This is a genomic window from Helicobacter pylori NQ4053, assembly GCF_000274605.1.
GTDB classification, from domain to species: Bacteria; Campylobacterota; Campylobacteria; order Campylobacterales; family Helicobacteraceae; genus Helicobacter; species Helicobacter pylori_CV.
Genome location: NZ_AKNV01000003.1, coordinates 103,864 through 119,966, shown reverse-complemented (window position 1 = coordinate 119,966; position 16,103 = coordinate 103,864). Strand labels below are relative to the sequence as shown.

Genomic DNA, 16,103 nt, shown 5'->3' with positions numbered 1-16,103 from the left:
AAATGGAAATCACGCTTTTTGACCCCATAGACGCCCACTTGCATGTGCGAGAAAATGCGCTTTTAAAAGCGGTGTTAAGATATTCTAGCGAGCCTTTTAGCGCTGCAGTGATCATGCCTAATCTCAGTAAGCCCTTAATCAACACTCCAACCACCCTTGAATACGAAGAAGAAATTTTAAACCATTCTTCAAACTTCAAGCCTTTAATGAGTTTGTATTTTAATGATGGTTTGACTTTAGAAGAATTGCAACGCGCCCAAGAAAAAGGCGTCAGGTTTTTAAAGCTCTACCCCAAAGGCATGACCACAAACGCGCAAAACGGCACTTCGGATTTGTTGGGTGAAAAAACTTTAGAGATTTTAGAAAACGCCCAAAAATTAGGCTTTATTTTATGCATCCACGCAGAACAAGCCGGGTTTTGTTTGGATAAAGAATTTTTATGCCATAGCGTTTTAGAAACTTTCGCGCTTTCATTCCCTAAACTCAAAATCATTATAGAGCATTTGAGCGATTGGCGCAGTATCGCTTTAATTGAAAAGCATGACAACCTCTATGCGACTTTAACTTTACACCATATCAGCATGACTTTAGATGATTTATTAGGGGGGAGTTTGAACCCGCATTGTTTTTGCAAACCTTTAATCAAAACCAAAAAAGACCAAGAAAGGCTTTTATCCCTTGCTTTAAAAGCCCACCCTAAAATCTCTTTTGGCTCTGATAGCGCTCCGCATTTCATTTCTAAAAAGCATAGCGCTAGCATCCCGGCGGGCATCTTTTCTGCCCCTATTTTATTGCCTGCGTTATGTGAACTTTTTGAAAAACACAACGCTTTAGAAAACTTGCAAGCCTTTATCAGCGATAACGCTAAAAAAATCTACGCGCTAGAAAATTTGCCCAGTAAAAAAGCACGTTTGTCTAAAAAACCTTTTATAGTCCCTACACACACGCTTTGCTTGAATGAAAAAATTGCTATCTTAAGAGGGGGCGAAACGCTATCTTGGAACCTTCAAGAAATCGCCTAAAACATGCCGCCTTTTTTGTGGGGCTTTTTATCGTTTCATTTTTAATTATAATGACGCATCAAACCCCCCCCTATGCTTTCACGCACAATCAAACCCTTGTTACTCAAACCCCCCCCTATTTCACTCAGCTCACTATCCCTAAACCAAATGACGCTTTAAGCGTGCATGCGAGCGCTTTAATCAGCTTGCCTAATGATAATCTCTTGAGCGCTTATTTTAGCGGCACTAAAGAAGGGGCAAGGGATGTGAAAATCAGCGCGAATCTTTTTGACAGCAAAACTAATCGCTGGAGCGAAGCCTTCACTATTTTAACCAAAGAAGATCTTTCTCATCATTCGCATGAATACATCAAAAAATTAGGTAACCCCTTGCTTTTTTTGCATGACGATAAAATTTTGTTGTTTGTCGTAGGGGTGAGCATGGGCGGGTGGGCCACTTCTAAAATCTATCAATTTGAAAGCGCTTTAGAGTCGGTTCGTTTTAAGTTTGCGCGAAAACTCTCTTTAAGCCCTTTTTTAAATTTGAGCCATTTAGTAAGGAATAAGCCTTTAAACACCACTGATGGCGGGTTTATGCTACCGCTCTATCACGAATTAGCCACCCAATACCCCTTGTTGTTGAAATTTGACCAACAAAATAATCCAAGAGAGCTTCTAAGGCCTAATACCCTAAACCACCAGCTCCAGCCAAGCCTAACCCCCTTTAAAGACTGCGCTGTCATGGCGTTTAGAAACCATTCTTTTAAAGATAGCCTCATGCTAGAAACCTGCAAGACCCCCACCGCTTGGCAAAAACCCATTTCTACAAATCTTAAAAACTTAGATGATTCTTTGAATTTACTCAATTTAAATGGAATATTGTATTTGATCCACAACCCTAGCGATTTATCTTTGCGTCGTAAAGAACTCTGGCTTTCTAAATTAGAAAACTCAAACTCTTTTAAAACCTTAAAAGTTTTAGACAAAGCCAATGAAGTGAGTTACCCAAGCTATAGCCTTAATCCTCATTTTATAGATATTGTCTATACCCATAACCGCTCTCACATCAAACACATCCGTTTCAATATGGCTTATTTAAAATCCCTTCTCAAGTAATCAGTCATGTTTATACCTTCTTCTTACACGCTGAGTTTTGCATGGCTTTTTTTAATTTTCTTTTTTTTCAAAAATAAGCCATTGGGTTTGAGGTTTTCGCTCTCTTTGATAAGCGTGATTTTAAGCAATATCGCTTTTAAAGATTCTCTATCGCTCAATGAATTTTTAAGCAGTTTTACAGCCCCCTTAAGCCCCTTTAGTTGTCTTTTGATCCTTGCTTATGCAAGCTTTTCTTGTCATATACTCAAAAAGCCCCCTTTAGAAACCTTGCAATCTTATAGCGTCATGCTGTTTTTCAATCTGTTGCTTTTGACAGATATTTTAGGGTTTCTGCCTTTTTCAATCTACCATCATTTCATGGCTTCTCTTATTTTTAGCGCGCTTTTTTGCGGCAGTTTGTTTTTGAGCAACCCCTTATTAGGTGTGATCGCTTTAGTAGCGTTATCCAGTTCGCTTTTGATGCGTTCTAATTTTCAAATCTTGGATTCTTTATTGGATTTCCCATTATTTCTTTTTGTCTTTTTTAAGACTTTATATCTCGCTAAAAAAAGGTTGTATTAACGCTTATGAAACCCTTATCTAATGCCCTTTTTTCGCTCTTTTTAAAAGGTTTTTATTTCACCTTTTTTATGAGCTTGTTGTTTGTGTTCAATCGTATCGGCTTTATCCTTTATACTGGCTATTATAAGCATGCTTTAAAAAACCCTATTTTTGATGAAATCATTAAAACCCTATTCAATGGGGCAAGATACGATAATCGTGTGGTTTCAAGCCTGGCGATTCTTTTTATCATCATCGGGTTATTGGGGTTATTTATCCCTAAACACCAAACCAGAATGCTTAATATTGTGGCGTGTTTTTCTATCGCTATTATCCTGTTTTTAAATATTGCGAACATTGTTTATTATGGCATTTATGGGAATGTGTTTGATGAAAATTTATTAGAATTTTTGCATGAAGACACGCTCACGATTTTAAAAATGAGCGGGGAATACCCTATTCTTTCTAGTTTTTCACTCTTTGTAATCCTTAGCGTTTTAATTTCTTTTATCTATTTCAAACTCCAAAACGCCCTTTTTAAGCCCACAAATGTTTATCAAATCACCAAACCCCTTAAAACTTTCATTTTATTTGCGCTTTTTTCGCTCACGCAAATGTTTTACATCAATGCGCAGTTGAGCTTTGTTGGCGCATCTTTAGATCTCAGTATAGAGCCAGCCAAAGATCCTTTTTTAATGAAAATTACCCCCGGGGCGTTTCGCAACCTTTATCTTTTAGCGCGCAATTACAGACAAAGCCATAACCTTAAATTCAGCGATTTTGCTAAAGAAACGCCTTTAGAAGTGGCGAAAAATTATTTCAATCTTAAAGAGAACCCTTCAAACAACCTCTATGAGTTGCTTTCTCAAACAAGCCACAACGATTCTCTTCAAACCATTCAACATGTTTTCTATATCGTTTCAGAGTCCTTAAGCTCATGGCATTTTGATAAAAAATTTGATTCTATAGGGCTAACGAGCGCTTTACAAGATTTGGTTAAAAAAGAACATGCCTACATGCTTTCTGCTTTTATTGAAGGCGCCCCACGGACCGTTAAAAGCCTGGATGTTCAGATCACAGGCTTGCCCTATATCAATGATAATAACTTAGTCAATTCAGGGGTGATCCTCCCTAGTTTTCCTATGGCGATTGGCAATATCACAAAAACTTTAGGTTATAAAAACAACTTTTATTATGGGGGTAGCGGGATTTGGAACAAACTCACGAGTTTCACCAAAAAACAAGGTTTTCACGCCCTTTATTTCAATAACCATCTCTTAGCATTTGTTAAAAACAAGCCCTACCCTAAACCCATAGAGAGCAACTGGGGAGTGCATGATAATATTCTATTTGACTATATTTTAGAAAACACCAACCCCCATGAAAAAACTTTCAGCATGGTCATGACTTTAAGCAACCACGCGATCAAAAACGTGAATCTCAAAGCCTTTGGCGTGCCTTTAGAAAAAATCCAACAATTTGTGGAAAAAACCCCTAAATCAGAAAATTTACCGGACGCTAATTCTTTGGGGCATATTTACTGGTATGACAAAGTGATAGTCAATTTCATCAAAAAAGCCAGCCAAAAATTCCCCAATTCGCTTTTTATCATCACAGGGGATCACTTTGACAGGAGCTATGAATACGCTAAAAACGATTTATATACCATTAAATCCGTGCCGCTTATTTTATATGCCCCTACTTTAAAGCCTAAAAAAATCAGTCAAGTCGGCTCGCATTTAGACATCGCCCCTACAATTATTGAATTAGTCGCCCCTAAAGGCTTTCAATTCGTGAGTTTCGGGAAGCCCTTATTTTCTAACAATACAACAAACCCTCCAAGCCACCCCAATTACGCGCTAGGCTATGAAGCGATCGCTACTAAAGATTATTTTTATAACCCAAGTTCAGGGTTAAGGTATTTGAATGAAAACCCTAAAGAGCCAGAGGATAAACAAAACGACAAGAAACAAAACGACAAAATAGAAGCTTCTAAGTTTTATCAGCAATTAGAATCTTTGAAAGCCCTTAGTTTCTACTTGCTCTATCATGGGGCTAATCTTAAAGATTGACAAACTGAGTTTTTAATTCCATTAAACGCATGATTTTTGCTACAATAATAGGATTTTAATTATATAAAGGATAAATGGGCATGCCAAATAGGGGCGTTGTTTTATTAGATGGGCAAGCGTTAGCTTATGATATAGAAAAAGATTTGAAAAATAAAATCCAAACAATAACCGCGCAAACGCATAAAAGCCCCAAACTGGCCGTGATTTTAGTGGGAAAAGACCCTGCGAGTATCACTTATGTCAATATGAAGATCAAAGCATGCCAAAGGGTGGGCATGGATTTTGATTTAAAAACTCTCCAAGAAAATATTACTGAAGCTGAATTGCTGTCCTTCATTAAAGATTACAATACCGATCAAAACATTTCAGGCGTTTTAGTCCAGCTCCCTTTGCCCAGACACATTGATACTAAAATGGTTTTAGAAGCCATTGACCCAAACAAAGATGTGGATGGTTTCCACCCCCTTAATATCGGCAAGCTCTGCACTCAAAAAGAATCGTTTCTGCCAGCCACCCCTATGGGCGTGATGCGTCTTTTAGAGCATTATCATATTGGAATCAAGGGCAAGGATGTGGCGATTATTGGGGCGAGCAATATCATTGGAAAACCTTTAAGCATGCTCATGTTAAACGCTGGGGCTAGCGTGAGCGTGTGCCATATTTTGACTAAAGACATTAGTTTTTACACCCAAAGCGCTGATATTGTCTGCGTGGGCGTGGGTAAGCCTGATTTGATTAAAGCGAGCATGTTAAAAAAAGGGGCTGTAGTGGTGGATATTGGGATCAATCATTTAAATGATGGGCGTATCGTGGGCGATGTGGATTTTACCAACGCGCAAAAAGTCGCCGGTTTTATCACCCCTGTGCCTAAAGGCGTGGGGCCTATGACGATCGTCTCGCTTTTAGAAAACACTCTAATCGCTTTTGAAAAACAACAAAGGAAGGGATTTTAAATGAAATTTTTACGCTCTGTTTATGCATTTTGCTCCAGTTGGGTGGGGACGATCATTATCGTGCTGTTGGTTATCTTTTTTATCGCGCAAGCCTTTATCATTCCCTCTCGCTCTATGGTAGGCACGCTCTATGAGGGCGACATGCTCTTTGTCAAAAAGTTTTCTTACGGCATACCCATTCCTAAAATCCCATGGATTGAGCTTCCTGTTATGCCTGATTTTAAAAATAACGGGCATTTGATAGAGGGGGATCGCCCTAAGCGTGGCGAAGTGGTGGTGTTTATCCCTCCCCATGAAAAAAAATCTTACTATGTCAAAAGGAATTTTGCTATTGGGGGCGATGAGGTGCTATTCACTAGTGAGGGGTTTTATTTGCACCCTTTTGAGAGCGGCACGGACAAAACTTACATCGCTAAACATTACCCAGATGCTATGACTAAAGAATTTATGGGTAAAATTTTTGTTTTAAACCCTTATAAAAATAAGCATCCGGGTATCCATTACCAAAAAGACAATGAAACCTTCCACTTAATGGAGCAGTTAGCCACTCAAGGCGCAGAAGCTAATATCAGCATGCAACTCATTCAAATGGAGGGCGAAAAGGTGTTTTATAAAAAAATCAATGACGATGAATTTTTCATGATCGGCGATAACAGAGACAATTCTAGCGACTCGCGCTTTTGGGGGAGTGTGGCTTATAAAAATATCGTGGGTTCGCCATGGTTTGTTTATTTCAGTTTGAGTTTAAAAAATAGCCTGGAAATGGATGCAGAAAATAACCCTAAAAAACGCTATCTGGTGCGTTGGGAACGCATGTTTAAAAGCGTTGAAGGCTTAGAAAAAATCATTAAAAAAGAAAACGCAACGCATTAAGGTTTTTTGTGCAATTTTTTGATTTCTCTTTAGAAAGTTTTATTACCACCTTAATGAAAATCCTAGCCCTTTTGATCGCTATCATAGGGCATGAGATCATGCATGGCTTGAGCGCATTTTTATTTGGGGATAGGAGCGCTAAAGACGCCAAGCGTTTGAGTTTAAACCCTATCAGGCATTTAGACATGATGGGCTCGGTGCTTTTACCGGCTTTATTACTCATTTTTCAAGCCCCTTTTTTGTTTGGGTGGGCTAAACCCGTGCCTGTGGATATGCGTTACATTGTCTCTCAAAAAGGCTCTTTGGCATGCGTAGTGGTGAGTTTAGCCGGGATGGTTTATAATTTCACCCTGGCCGTTCTGCTCGCTTCCATCACGCATTGGAGCTTCCAAAAACTAGGGATCAACGCTTTAAGCATCAATGAATTGAATCTTTATCAGCTCGCTTTAGTAACCTTTCTCATTCAAGGCATTCTTTATAATCTTGTCTTAGGCGTTTTCAATAGTCTCCCTATCCCGCCCTTAGACGGCTCCAAAGCATTAGGCTTTTTAGCGTTGCATTTTAAAAGTTCGTTTTTATTGGAATGGTTTTCTAAAATGGAACGCTACGGCATGTTGGTAGTGTTTGTCTTTTTGTTTATCCCCCCTTTATCGGAGTTTTTTATCCATGCACCCACAAGATTTTTATTTTCCTTACTCCTTTCTTAATCTTTTATCAAGGAGAGCTGATGAATAAGCCTTTGAATATTGCTCAAGTTTTTATAGGAAGCGATCATGCAGGGTTGCATCTTGCAGAATTTGTTAAACATTTTTTAGAAGACAAGCGTTTTAAGATCCAAGCTTTTTTACCCACTATGAGGGTGGATTACCCTGATTACGCCAAATTAGTGTGCCAAAAGGTCTTAGAAAATCCGCAAAGCTATGGCATTTTAGTGTGCGCCACAGGGATAGGCATGAGCATGGGCGCTAATCGCTTTAAGGGTATTAGAGCCGCTTTGTGCCTTGATGCTTACATGGCCAAAATGACTCGCTTGCACAATAACGCTAATGTCTTGTGCTTGGGCGAAAAGATTAGCGGTATTGGCGTAACAGAAAGCATTTTAGAAGCGTTTTTCTCTACAGAATTTGAACAAGGCCGCCATGTGTTGCGCATCCAAAAACTAGATGAATCGCTGAAATCATCAACCTAATGTAGTATAATTGCATCGTTTCGCTAAAAGGATATTTTAATAGAATGTTTACCCAATGGTTTATCATCACTATCGCTATTGTTTTTATCCTTTATATGGGTGTGCGTACTTTCTTTTTTAAAACCGTAGCTAAACGGCAAGAACGCACTAACGCATCCATGAAGCTCACCTTACAAGAAGCTGAAATTTTGATCCAAAAACACCAGTTGCAACTCCAAAGGGCTTTAGGCAATATTGATATTCTTACCCAAGAAATGAGCTCGTTAAAAACAGAATTAAAAGCCCTTAAACAGCGCAACTCTGAATACAAAGGCGAATCGGATAAATATAAAAATCGTATTAAAGAATTGGAGCAAAAAATAGAAGCTCTCCTTTAAAAACGCTATAATAAACCAAAATTCTACAACCAATCCGTTATATTAAAGGAAATTAAAATGAATGAAACGCTCAAAGAAGAACTTTTACAAAACATCAGAGAAGTGAAAGACTACCCTAAAAAAGGGATTTTATTCAAAGACATTACCACGCTACTCAACTACCCTAAACTCTTTAACAAACTCATTGACGCGCTCAAAAAACGCTATCTCGCTCTCAATATAGACTTTATCGTGGGCATTGAAGCGAGGGGGTTTATTTTAGGCTCTGCTTTAGCTTATGCGCTTGGGGTGGGTTTTGTGCCTGTGAGGAAAAAAGGCAAACTCCCCGCACACACCTTATCTCAAAGCTATAGTTTAGAATACGGGAGCGATAGCATAGAAATCCACTCTGACGCTTTTAGGGGAATTAAGGGGGTAAGAGTGGTGTTGATTGATGATTTATTAGCCACTGGAGGCACAGCTTTAGCGAGCCTTGAGCTTATCAAAGCCCTACAAGCTGAATGCATAGAAGCATGCTTTTTGATAGGGTTAAAAGAATTACCGGGTATCCAACTTTTAGAAGAGCGAGTGAAAACCTTTTGTTTGTTAGAATGCTAGGATAAGGGTGAATTTTGGAAGAATACATCATTGACTTATGGAATCAGCATGCAGCGACTTGGGGGTATCTCATTTTATTCGGGTGGAGTATTTTAGAAGGCGAAATTGGGTTGATTTTAGCAGGGATTGCCAGCTATACCGGTCATATGCATTTGGGGTTAGCCATTTTAGTCGCAGGGATTGGGGGTTTTGTGGGGGATCAGATCTATTTTTACATCGGTCGCACCAATAAAGCTTACATCCAAAAAAAGCTAGAAAAACAACGCCGAAAACTAGCCCTAGCCCATTTATTGTTGCAAAAACATGGCTGGTTTATCATTTTTATCCAACGCTACATGTATGGCATGCGTACCATCATTCCCATTAGCATAGGACTCACGCGCTATAGTGCTTTAAAATTCGCTATCATCAACCTCATTAGTGCGATGGTGTGGGCGAGCATTACCATTATTCTAGCGTGGTATTTAGGAGAAGAGTTATTGCATGCGTTAGAATGGCTTAAAAAACACCCTTATGCGCTAATATTACTATTAGTATCTTTCTTGGCGTTGGTTTTATGGTATTTCCAATACTATAGTAAGAAAAACCGCTAGAGCGCAATACAATTCTTGAAAGATATGAAATTAAAAAAGGAGACTTTATGTTAAAAATCAAATTAGAAAAAACCACTTTTGAAAACGCGAAAGCTGAATGCAGTTTAGTTTTTATTATCAATAAGGATTTTGATCATGCTTGGGTCAAAAATAAAGAATTGCTAGAAACCTTTAAATACGAAAGCGAAGGCGTATTTTTAGACCAAGAAAATAAAATCCTGTATGTGGGCGTTAAAGAAGACGATGTGCATTTATTGAGAGAGAGCGCGTGTTTGGCCGTTCGCACCCTTAAGAAACTCGCTTTTAAAAGCGTTAAAGTGGGCGTTTATACTTGTGGGACGCATTCTAAAGATAACGCGCTTTTAGAAAATTTGAAAGCGTTGTTCTTGGGCTTAAAATTAGGCTTGTATGAATACGACACTTTTAAATCCAACAAAAAAGAAAGCGTTTTAAAAGAAGCCATTGTCGCTTTAGAATTGCACAAACCTTGCGAAAAAACTTGCACGAATTCTTTAGAAAAGAGCGCTAAAGAAGCTTTAAAATACGCTGAAATCATGACAGAAAGCTTGAATATCGTTAGAGATCTAGTCAATACCCCCCCTATGATTGGCACCCCGGTTTATATGGCTGAAGTGGCGCAAAAAGTGGCTAAAGAAAACCATTTAGAAATCCATGTCCATGATGAAAAATTTTTAGAAGAAAAGAAAATGAACGCCTTTTTAGCGGTCAATAAAGCCTCTCTTGGAGTCAATCCTCCTCGCTTGATCCATTTAGTTTATAAGCCTAAAAAAGCGAAGAAAAAAATCGCTTTAGTGGGCAAAGGCTTGACTTATGATTGCGGAGGTTTGAGCTTGAAACCGGCCGATTACATGGTTACCATGAAAGCGGATAAAGGCGGTGGCTCTGCGGTGATTGGGCTTTTAAACGCATTAGCCAAACTGGGCGTGGAAGCTGAAGTGCATGGCATTATTGGGGCTACAGAAAACATGATAGGCCCGGCTGCCTATAAACCAGATGATATTTTAATCTCTAAAGAAGGCAAGAGCATTGAAGTGCGTAATACTGACGCTGAAGGGCGTTTGGTTTTAGCGGATTGTTTGAGCTACGCTCAAGATTTAAACCCTGATGTGATCGTGGATTTTGCGACCCTTACCGGAGCATGCGTTGTGGGCTTAGGCGAATTCACTTCAGCGATCATGGGGCATAATGAAGAGTTAAAAAACCTCTTTGAAACTTCGGGGTTAGAATCCGGTGAATTATTAGCCAAACTCCCCTTTAACCGCCATTTAAAGAAATTGATTGAATCTAAAATCGCTGATGTGTGCAATATTTCTTCTTCACGCTATGGCGGTGCGATCACAGCGGGCTTGTTTTTAAATGAATTTATTAGAGATGAATTTAAAGACAAATGGCTACACATTGACATTGCAGGCCCTGCTTATGTGGAAAAAGAATGGGATGTGAATAGCTTTGGAGCGAGTGGGGCTGGCGTGAGAGCATGCACAGCTTTTGTGGAAGAGCTTTTGAAAAAGGCTTGAAATGGGCTTGTCTGTAGGCATTGTGGGTTTGCCTAATGTGGGCAAATCCAGCACCTTTAACGCGCTCACTAAAACCCAAAACGCCCAAAGTTCGAACTACCCTTTTTGCACCATTGAACCCAATAAAGCCATCGTGAATGTGCCTGATAGGCGGCTTGATGCGTTGGCTCAAATCGTAAAGCCTGAACGCATTTTGCATTCTGTGGTGGAATTTGTGGATATTGCCGGATTGATTAAGGGAGCGAGCAAGGGGGAGGGTTTAGGCAATCAGTTTTTAGCCAATATCAAGGAATGCGAAGTGATCTTGCAAGTGGTGCGCTGTTTTGAAGATGACAATATCACGCATGTGAACGACAAGATTGATCCTTTGAATGATATAGAGACCATTGAATTGGAGTTGATTTTAGCGGATATTGCCACTTTAGACAAAAGGATCGATCGCTTGCAAAAAGCCCTAAAAAGCTCAAAAGACGCTAAAAATCTTTTAGAATGCGCTTTGAGTTTAAAAACGCATTTAGAAGAATTAAAGCCGGCGAAAACTTTTCCCTTGAATACAAGCGAGGCTTTTTTAGAATTGGACAAGGAATTGCGTTTTTTATCTCATAAAAAAATGATCTACGTCGCTAATGTGGGCGAAGAAGATTTAAACGCACTCAATGAGCATGCCAAAAAAGTCAAAAACCATGCGAAAGCCCAAAATAGCGAGTTTGTTGCCTTGTGCGCTAAATTGGAAGAAGAAATGGTTTCTATGAGTGGAGATGAAGTCAAAGAATTTTTGCAAAGTTTAGGTGTAGAAGAAAGCGGACTAGAAAAGACCATTCGTTTGAGTTTTAAGGAATTAGGTTTGATCAATTATTTTACCGCTGGGGTCAAGGAAGTGCGATCATGGACGATTAAAAAAGGCTCTAGTGCACCCGTGGCTGCTGGGGTGATCCATAAGGATTTTGAAAAAGGCTTTATCAGAGCTGAAACCATCAGTTATGATGATTTTATCGCTTATAAGGGCGAAGCCGGAGCGAAAGAAAAGGGAGCGTTACGCATTGAAGGTAAGGATTATATCGTTCAAGATGGCGATGTGTTGCATTTTCGCTTCAATGTCTAGTCTGTTTCGTTACTATTTTCTCATAAGAATTGACACCCAACAAGAAACTTTTTAAAAAAATCTATATAGAATTAAGCGATATTTGCGGGTTGCAATGCAGTTTTTGCCCTAACCCCAAAAATATCAGAGGCGTGATGCCTTTGGAATTGTTTGAAAAAATTTGTAGAGAAGCGGCCCCCTTAACCCCAATCATCACCTTGCATGTTTTAGGCGATCCTTGCAAACTCAAAAATTTAAACCGCTATTTAAGCACCGCTAAACGCTTTTCTTTGAAAGTGGATTTGGTTACTAGCGGGGTGTATTGGCACGATTTTGAGACGCTTTTACACGATGCAATCTATCAAATTTCTATTTCTTTGGACGCAGGGCTAGACAATCGCAACAAAATCAACCAGCACCGCTACATCCAAAAAATTTTAGAATTTTGCCGCTACAAATGTGAAAAAAACAGCGAAGTGTTTTTGAATTTACGCATTCAAGACAGCACCCTTGAGAAACACCAGAATTTGATCAAGCCTTTTTTAGAAAGCTTTGAATGTGTTTCTTTAGAGGGTTTAAAAACGCAAGGGCGCGCTCGTTTGTTTAAAAAAAGTTTTTTGAATATCCAAAAAACCTTTAAATGGCCGAATTTGAACGCCCAAAATCCTTTAAACCAGGAATCAAAAATCCCCTATTGTTACGGCTTGATCAAGCAAGTCGCTATTTTATCTAATGGCGTTGTCGTGCCGTGCTGCATGGACACGCAAGCTCATATCAACCTTGGCGATTTAAACCATACGCCCCTAAAAGATATTTTAAAGAGCCAAAAAGCTATGGCTATCAAAACCCATTTTTTAAAGGGCGAAGCGTTAGAGCTTTTATGCAAAAACTGCTCCTACCCTCTCATTCGTTATAAAAAATAAAATTTGTATCTATTAAGATGATATGGGTTTAAATTTGCATTCGCATTGAATGAGGTGTTTGAAAATTCTTCATAAGAATGGTTATTTCTCACTCTTATATATCATTTTTAAAAATTTCGTTGTGAGCATAGGGCTTATATCATTCGCATGCTTTTTGATCGTTTTGGATAAAGTAATTTTCATACAATCGCAGTAACGCAATAAAAAACGCCGTGATAGTAGGCCCCACAATGATCCCCCAAAAACCAAATTGTGAAATCCCAGCAATCATGGAAAAGAAAATCAGCATTTCATTGATTTTAAGGGTGGTTTTAAAAATTCTTTTTTTGATGAAGACGATTAAAATTGGCTTGATCACGCTATCAATCAGCACGCTAATCAATAAAATAGAATACAAAGCGATAAATATCGCCTCATTCACATTCCCATGATAAAGTTCATAAATCGCTATAGGGATCCAAATCAAAGCCCCCCCAACAGCCGGCACCAAAGACGCTAGGCCGTATAAAATCCCTAAAGACCAGCCGTCATGCCCAAACCATACGATCATCACCCCAAACGCCACGCCCTCTAAAATAACCGTGATGAGAGAAGTTAAAAGCACGATGCGTAAAATCCCAGCCACTTCTTCAAAAATCTTTTTGCTTTGATTGATTCCAAGAGGCAAGACCCCCAAAAAATAACGATAAAATCTCTCCCCGTAATAAAAAAAGAAAAACAACAGCCCCAAGATAAACAAAGCGTCTGTAATGAGTTTCAAGCTGTATCTTCCCACATAGCTGCTTATTTTCAACAAATAGCCCGTGATGGAAGCGGCACTAAAATTTTCTAAAAACTTGCTCGCTCCATCATGAATGGTAGGAAAATGCGATAAATTTTCAGTGATTGTCCCTTTAAGCCATTTGATTAGGGCTGAAAATTTTTCAAAATTGATTTCAAAAATAATATTAGAACTTTTATAAACAATAAAATACAACGGAACGATCAAAACGCTCGCTAAAACCAAAACGCATAAAAACGAACTGACAACATTGAAAAAGCGCTTATCTAAAAAAACTTTCACTTGAAAAAACCCCACGCACAAAAGCCCAGCGATCAGCGCATCCATTAAAAAATCTTGATACAAATAGATCATCCAATAAAAACCAATCAAAAAAAGAATCCAAAAAAAATACTGAGCTTTCATGAAATTATCCCCATTAAACTGAACCAAAAATTATCAAATGTTAGCTAAAAAACGCTCTTTTAAGGATAAAAAACCTCTTTTAACTTATAATTAAATCAAAAAGGCTTATATAGATGGTGTTTTACAAGTATTCAGGGAGCGGGAATGATTTTTTAATCACGCAAAGCTTCAAAAAAAAAGATTTTTCCAATTTAGCCAAACAGGTGTGCCATAGGCATGAGGGTTTTGGGGCTGATGGGCTTGTGGTCGTCTTACCGAGCAGAAATTATGACTACGAATGGGATTTTTACAATTCAGATGGCTCTAAAGCTGGCATGTGTGGGAATGCGAGCCGTTGCGTGGGGTTATTTGCCTACCAGCATAATATAGCCCCTAAAGAGCATGTTTTTTTAGCCGGAAAAAGAGAGATTTCTATCCGTATAGAAGAACCCAATATCATAGAGAGCAATCTCGGTAACTACGAAATCCTAGACACCATACCCAATTTAAGATGCAAAAAATTTTTTACTAATAACAGCGTTTTAGAAAATATCCCTATGTTCTATCTCATCAATACAGGAGTGCCGCATTTAGTGGGGTTTGTGAAAAATAAAGAGTGGTTAAATTCCCTTAACACGCTGGAATTAAGGGCTTTAAGGCATGAATTTAACGCTAACATTAATATCGCTTTTATAGAAAATAAAGAGACGATTTTTTTACAAACTTATGAAAGAGGGGTTGAAGATTTCACGCTAGCTTGCGGGACAGGCATGGCAGCGGTTTTTATCGCCGCACGCATTTTTTATAACACGCCTAAAAAAGCCACTCTCATCCCTAAAAGTAACGAATCTTTAGAGCTTTCTTTAAAAAATGATGGAATTTTTTATAAAGGAATCGTTCGTTATATTGGCATGAGTGTTTTAGGCATGAGGGTTTTTGAAAATGGGTGTTTTTGATCATTATTTCTTATAGTAGTAATCAAAATGATTTTGTCGTAATTAAACATAATGCGCTATCATTTGCGAGCTGTTTTTAGCAATATAAAAAATATCCTAAAGGAATAAAACCATGCAAGCGTTAAAATCATTGCTTGAAGTGATTACAAAACTCCAGAATCTAGGCGGCTATTTGATGCATATAGCTATTTTCATCATTTTTATTTGGATTGGAGGGCTTAAGTTTGTGCCGTATGAAGCTGAAGGGATCGCTCCTTTTGTGGCTAACTCCCCTTTCTTTTCTTTCATGTATAAATTTGAAAAGCCCGCATACAAACAACACAAAATGTCTGAATCCCAATCCATGCAAGAAGAAATGCAAGATAACCCTAAAATCGTTGAAAACAAAGAATGGCATAAAGAAAACCACACTTATTTAGTGGCTGAAGGTTTAGGGATCACGATCATGATCCTAGGTATTTTGGTGCTTTTAGGGCTTTGGATGCCTTTAATGGGCGTGATTGGGGGCTTACTTGTCGCTGGAATGACGATCACGACTCTATCCTTTTTATTCACAACGCCAGAAGTGTTTGTCAATCAGCATTTCCCATGGCTTTCTGGGGCTGGAAGGTTAGTGGTTAAAGACTTGGCGTTATTTGCTGGAGGCTTGTTTGTGGCAGGGTTTGATGCGAAACGCTATTTGGAGGGGAAAGGGTTTTGCTTGATGGATCGCTCATCGGTGGGGATTAAAACCAAATGCTCTAGTGGGTGTTGCTCTTAAAGAACGATCACCTTAAAGTAGGCTTAAAGCCTACTAGAAGAATCACAATTGATAGAAGAATCTTGGTTAGTGCCTTTTTTGTAAATGATTGTTTTTAAAATGTGACGTTTGACAAAAGAATTGACGCTTTCTACTTCTTCATCAGCTAAGCGTCTCAAAACATCATGCTCTTCTTTAGAGAGATAAAAAGTCACTGAAAAATTGCGTTTCAACTCATCTACAGCGACACGCTTACGACCGGGTTTTATATTTTTATTTCCTAATTCCATTAAAATTTCCTTTTTTAGTTAGTATGTTGTAACATCATAACGGCTATTCTAACATGAAATAAGTGCTATTTTAATATTAAATCTAAAGAAAAATATTTTTA

Annotated in this window: 18 protein-coding genes; 16 read left to right on the top strand and 2 right to left on the bottom strand. The window is 38.6% G+C overall.

Going from position 1 to position 16,103, the window contains the following annotated elements; all coding sequences use genetic code 11:
• Window positions 1-2 precede the first annotated feature (2 nt).
• The 14 genes from pyrC to AYS37_RS02435 all read left to right on the top strand — a co-directional run bounded on the left by pyrC (window position 3) and on the right by AYS37_RS02435 (window position 12,852).
• Window positions 3-1,022 (top strand): dihydroorotase, encoded by a 1,020-nt coding sequence (pyrC, locus tag AYS37_RS02500; RefSeq protein WP_000406749.1) that lies wholly within the window; start codon window positions 3-5, stop codon window positions 1,020-1,022.
• Complete coding sequence (locus tag AYS37_RS02495; RefSeq protein WP_000433784.1) at window positions 998-2,116, top strand: 3-deoxy-d-manno-octulosonic acid hydrolase subunit 2; 1,119 nt, start codon at window positions 998-1,000, stop codon at window positions 2,114-2,116. The genes pyrC and AYS37_RS02495 overlap by 25 nt, the downstream gene beginning before the upstream one ends.
• Window positions 2,117-2,122: 6 nt before the next feature.
• On the top strand, window positions 2,123-2,677 hold the full coding sequence (locus AYS37_RS02490) for a 3-deoxy-d-manno-octulosonic acid hydrolase subunit 1 (RefSeq protein ID WP_000470507.1): 555 nt from the start codon (window positions 2,123-2,125) through the stop codon (window positions 2,675-2,677).
• Window positions 2,678-2,682: 5 nt separating this feature from the next.
• Window positions 2,683-4,728 (top strand): LTA synthase family protein, encoded by a 2,046-nt coding sequence (locus AYS37_RS02485; RefSeq protein WP_000803611.1) that lies wholly within the window; start codon window positions 2,683-2,685, stop codon window positions 4,726-4,728.
• Window positions 4,729-4,808: 80 nt separating this feature from the next.
• Window positions 4,809-5,681 carry a bifunctional methylenetetrahydrofolate dehydrogenase/methenyltetrahydrofolate cyclohydrolase FolD gene (folD, locus tag AYS37_RS02480; RefSeq protein ID WP_001874531.1) on the top strand — a complete coding sequence of 291 codons (873 nt, stop codon included), beginning with the start codon at window positions 4,809-4,811 and terminating at the stop codon, window positions 5,679-5,681.
• A complete protein-coding gene (gene lepB, locus AYS37_RS02475; protein WP_000670669.1) occupies window positions 5,682-6,554 on the top strand; it encodes a signal peptidase I in 873 nt (290 codons plus the stop codon).
• A gap of 8 nt (window positions 6,555-6,562) precedes the next feature.
• On the top strand, window positions 6,563-7,261 hold the full coding sequence (locus AYS37_RS02470; RefSeq protein ID WP_001159334.1) for a site-2 protease family protein: 699 nt from the start codon (window positions 6,563-6,565) through the stop codon (window positions 7,259-7,261).
• Window positions 7,262-7,281: 20 nt separating this feature from the next.
• Window positions 7,282-7,743 (top strand): ribose 5-phosphate isomerase B, encoded by a 462-nt coding sequence (gene rpiB / locus AYS37_RS02465; RefSeq protein WP_001039811.1) that lies wholly within the window; start codon window positions 7,282-7,284, stop codon window positions 7,741-7,743.
• Between the two features lie 44 nt (window positions 7,744-7,787).
• Entirely contained in the window at window positions 7,788-8,120 is a 333-nt protein-coding gene (locus AYS37_RS02460; protein WP_000495089.1) for a hypothetical protein, read from the top strand.
• 57 nt (window positions 8,121-8,177) lie between these two features.
• Window positions 8,178-8,717 carry an adenine phosphoribosyltransferase gene (gene apt / locus AYS37_RS02455; RefSeq protein WP_001006098.1) on the top strand — a complete coding sequence of 180 codons (540 nt, stop codon included), beginning with the start codon at window positions 8,178-8,180 and terminating at the stop codon, window positions 8,715-8,717.
• 14 nt (window positions 8,718-8,731) lie between these two features.
• Window positions 8,732-9,310, top strand: a complete 579-nt coding sequence (locus tag AYS37_RS02450; protein ID WP_000393402.1) for a DedA family protein — start codon at window positions 8,732-8,734, stop codon at window positions 9,308-9,310.
• 47 nt (window positions 9,311-9,357) lie between these two features.
• Window positions 9,358-10,848, top strand: coding sequence for a leucyl aminopeptidase (locus tag AYS37_RS02445; RefSeq protein WP_000912862.1), 1,491 nt, complete (start codon window positions 9,358-9,360; stop codon window positions 10,846-10,848).
• Between the two features lies 1 nt (window position 10,849).
• Window positions 10,850-11,950, top strand: coding sequence for a redox-regulated ATPase YchF (gene ychF, locus AYS37_RS02440; RefSeq protein WP_000524642.1), 1,101 nt, complete (start codon window positions 10,850-10,852; stop codon window positions 11,948-11,950).
• Window positions 11,951-11,979: 29 nt separating this feature from the next.
• Window positions 11,980-12,852 carry a radical SAM/SPASM domain-containing protein gene (locus AYS37_RS02435; RefSeq protein ID WP_000188565.1) on the top strand — a complete coding sequence of 291 codons (873 nt, stop codon included), beginning with the start codon at window positions 11,980-11,982 and terminating at the stop codon, window positions 12,850-12,852.
• A 139-nt stretch (window positions 12,853-12,991) separates the two neighbouring features.
• Here the strand turns inward: AYS37_RS02435 and AYS37_RS02430 are convergent, their stop codons facing one another.
• Entirely contained in the window at window positions 12,992-14,038 is a 1,047-nt protein-coding gene (locus tag AYS37_RS02430) for an AI-2E family transporter (RefSeq protein WP_000647352.1), read from the bottom strand.
• Window positions 14,039-14,151: 113 nt separating this feature from the next.
• On the opposite strand from AYS37_RS02430, the gene dapF reads away from it, so the two are divergent.
• Both dapF and AYS37_RS02420 read left to right on the top strand, forming a co-directional pair.
• Window positions 14,152-14,973 carry a diaminopimelate epimerase gene (dapF, locus tag AYS37_RS02425; protein ID WP_000232422.1) on the top strand — a complete coding sequence of 274 codons (822 nt, stop codon included), beginning with the start codon at window positions 14,152-14,154 and terminating at the stop codon, window positions 14,971-14,973.
• A 112-nt stretch (window positions 14,974-15,085) separates the two neighbouring features.
• Entirely contained in the window at window positions 15,086-15,733 is a 648-nt protein-coding gene (locus AYS37_RS02420; RefSeq protein WP_001148301.1) for a YkgB family protein, read from the top strand.
• 23 nt (window positions 15,734-15,756) lie between these two features.
• Here AYS37_RS02420 and AYS37_RS02415 read toward each other — a convergent pair whose 3' ends face one another.
• Window positions 15,757-16,002 (bottom strand): ribbon-helix-helix domain-containing protein, encoded by a 246-nt coding sequence (locus AYS37_RS02415; protein WP_000418875.1) that lies wholly within the window; start codon window positions 16,000-16,002, stop codon window positions 15,757-15,759.
• Window positions 16,003-16,103: the final 101 nt, after the last annotated feature.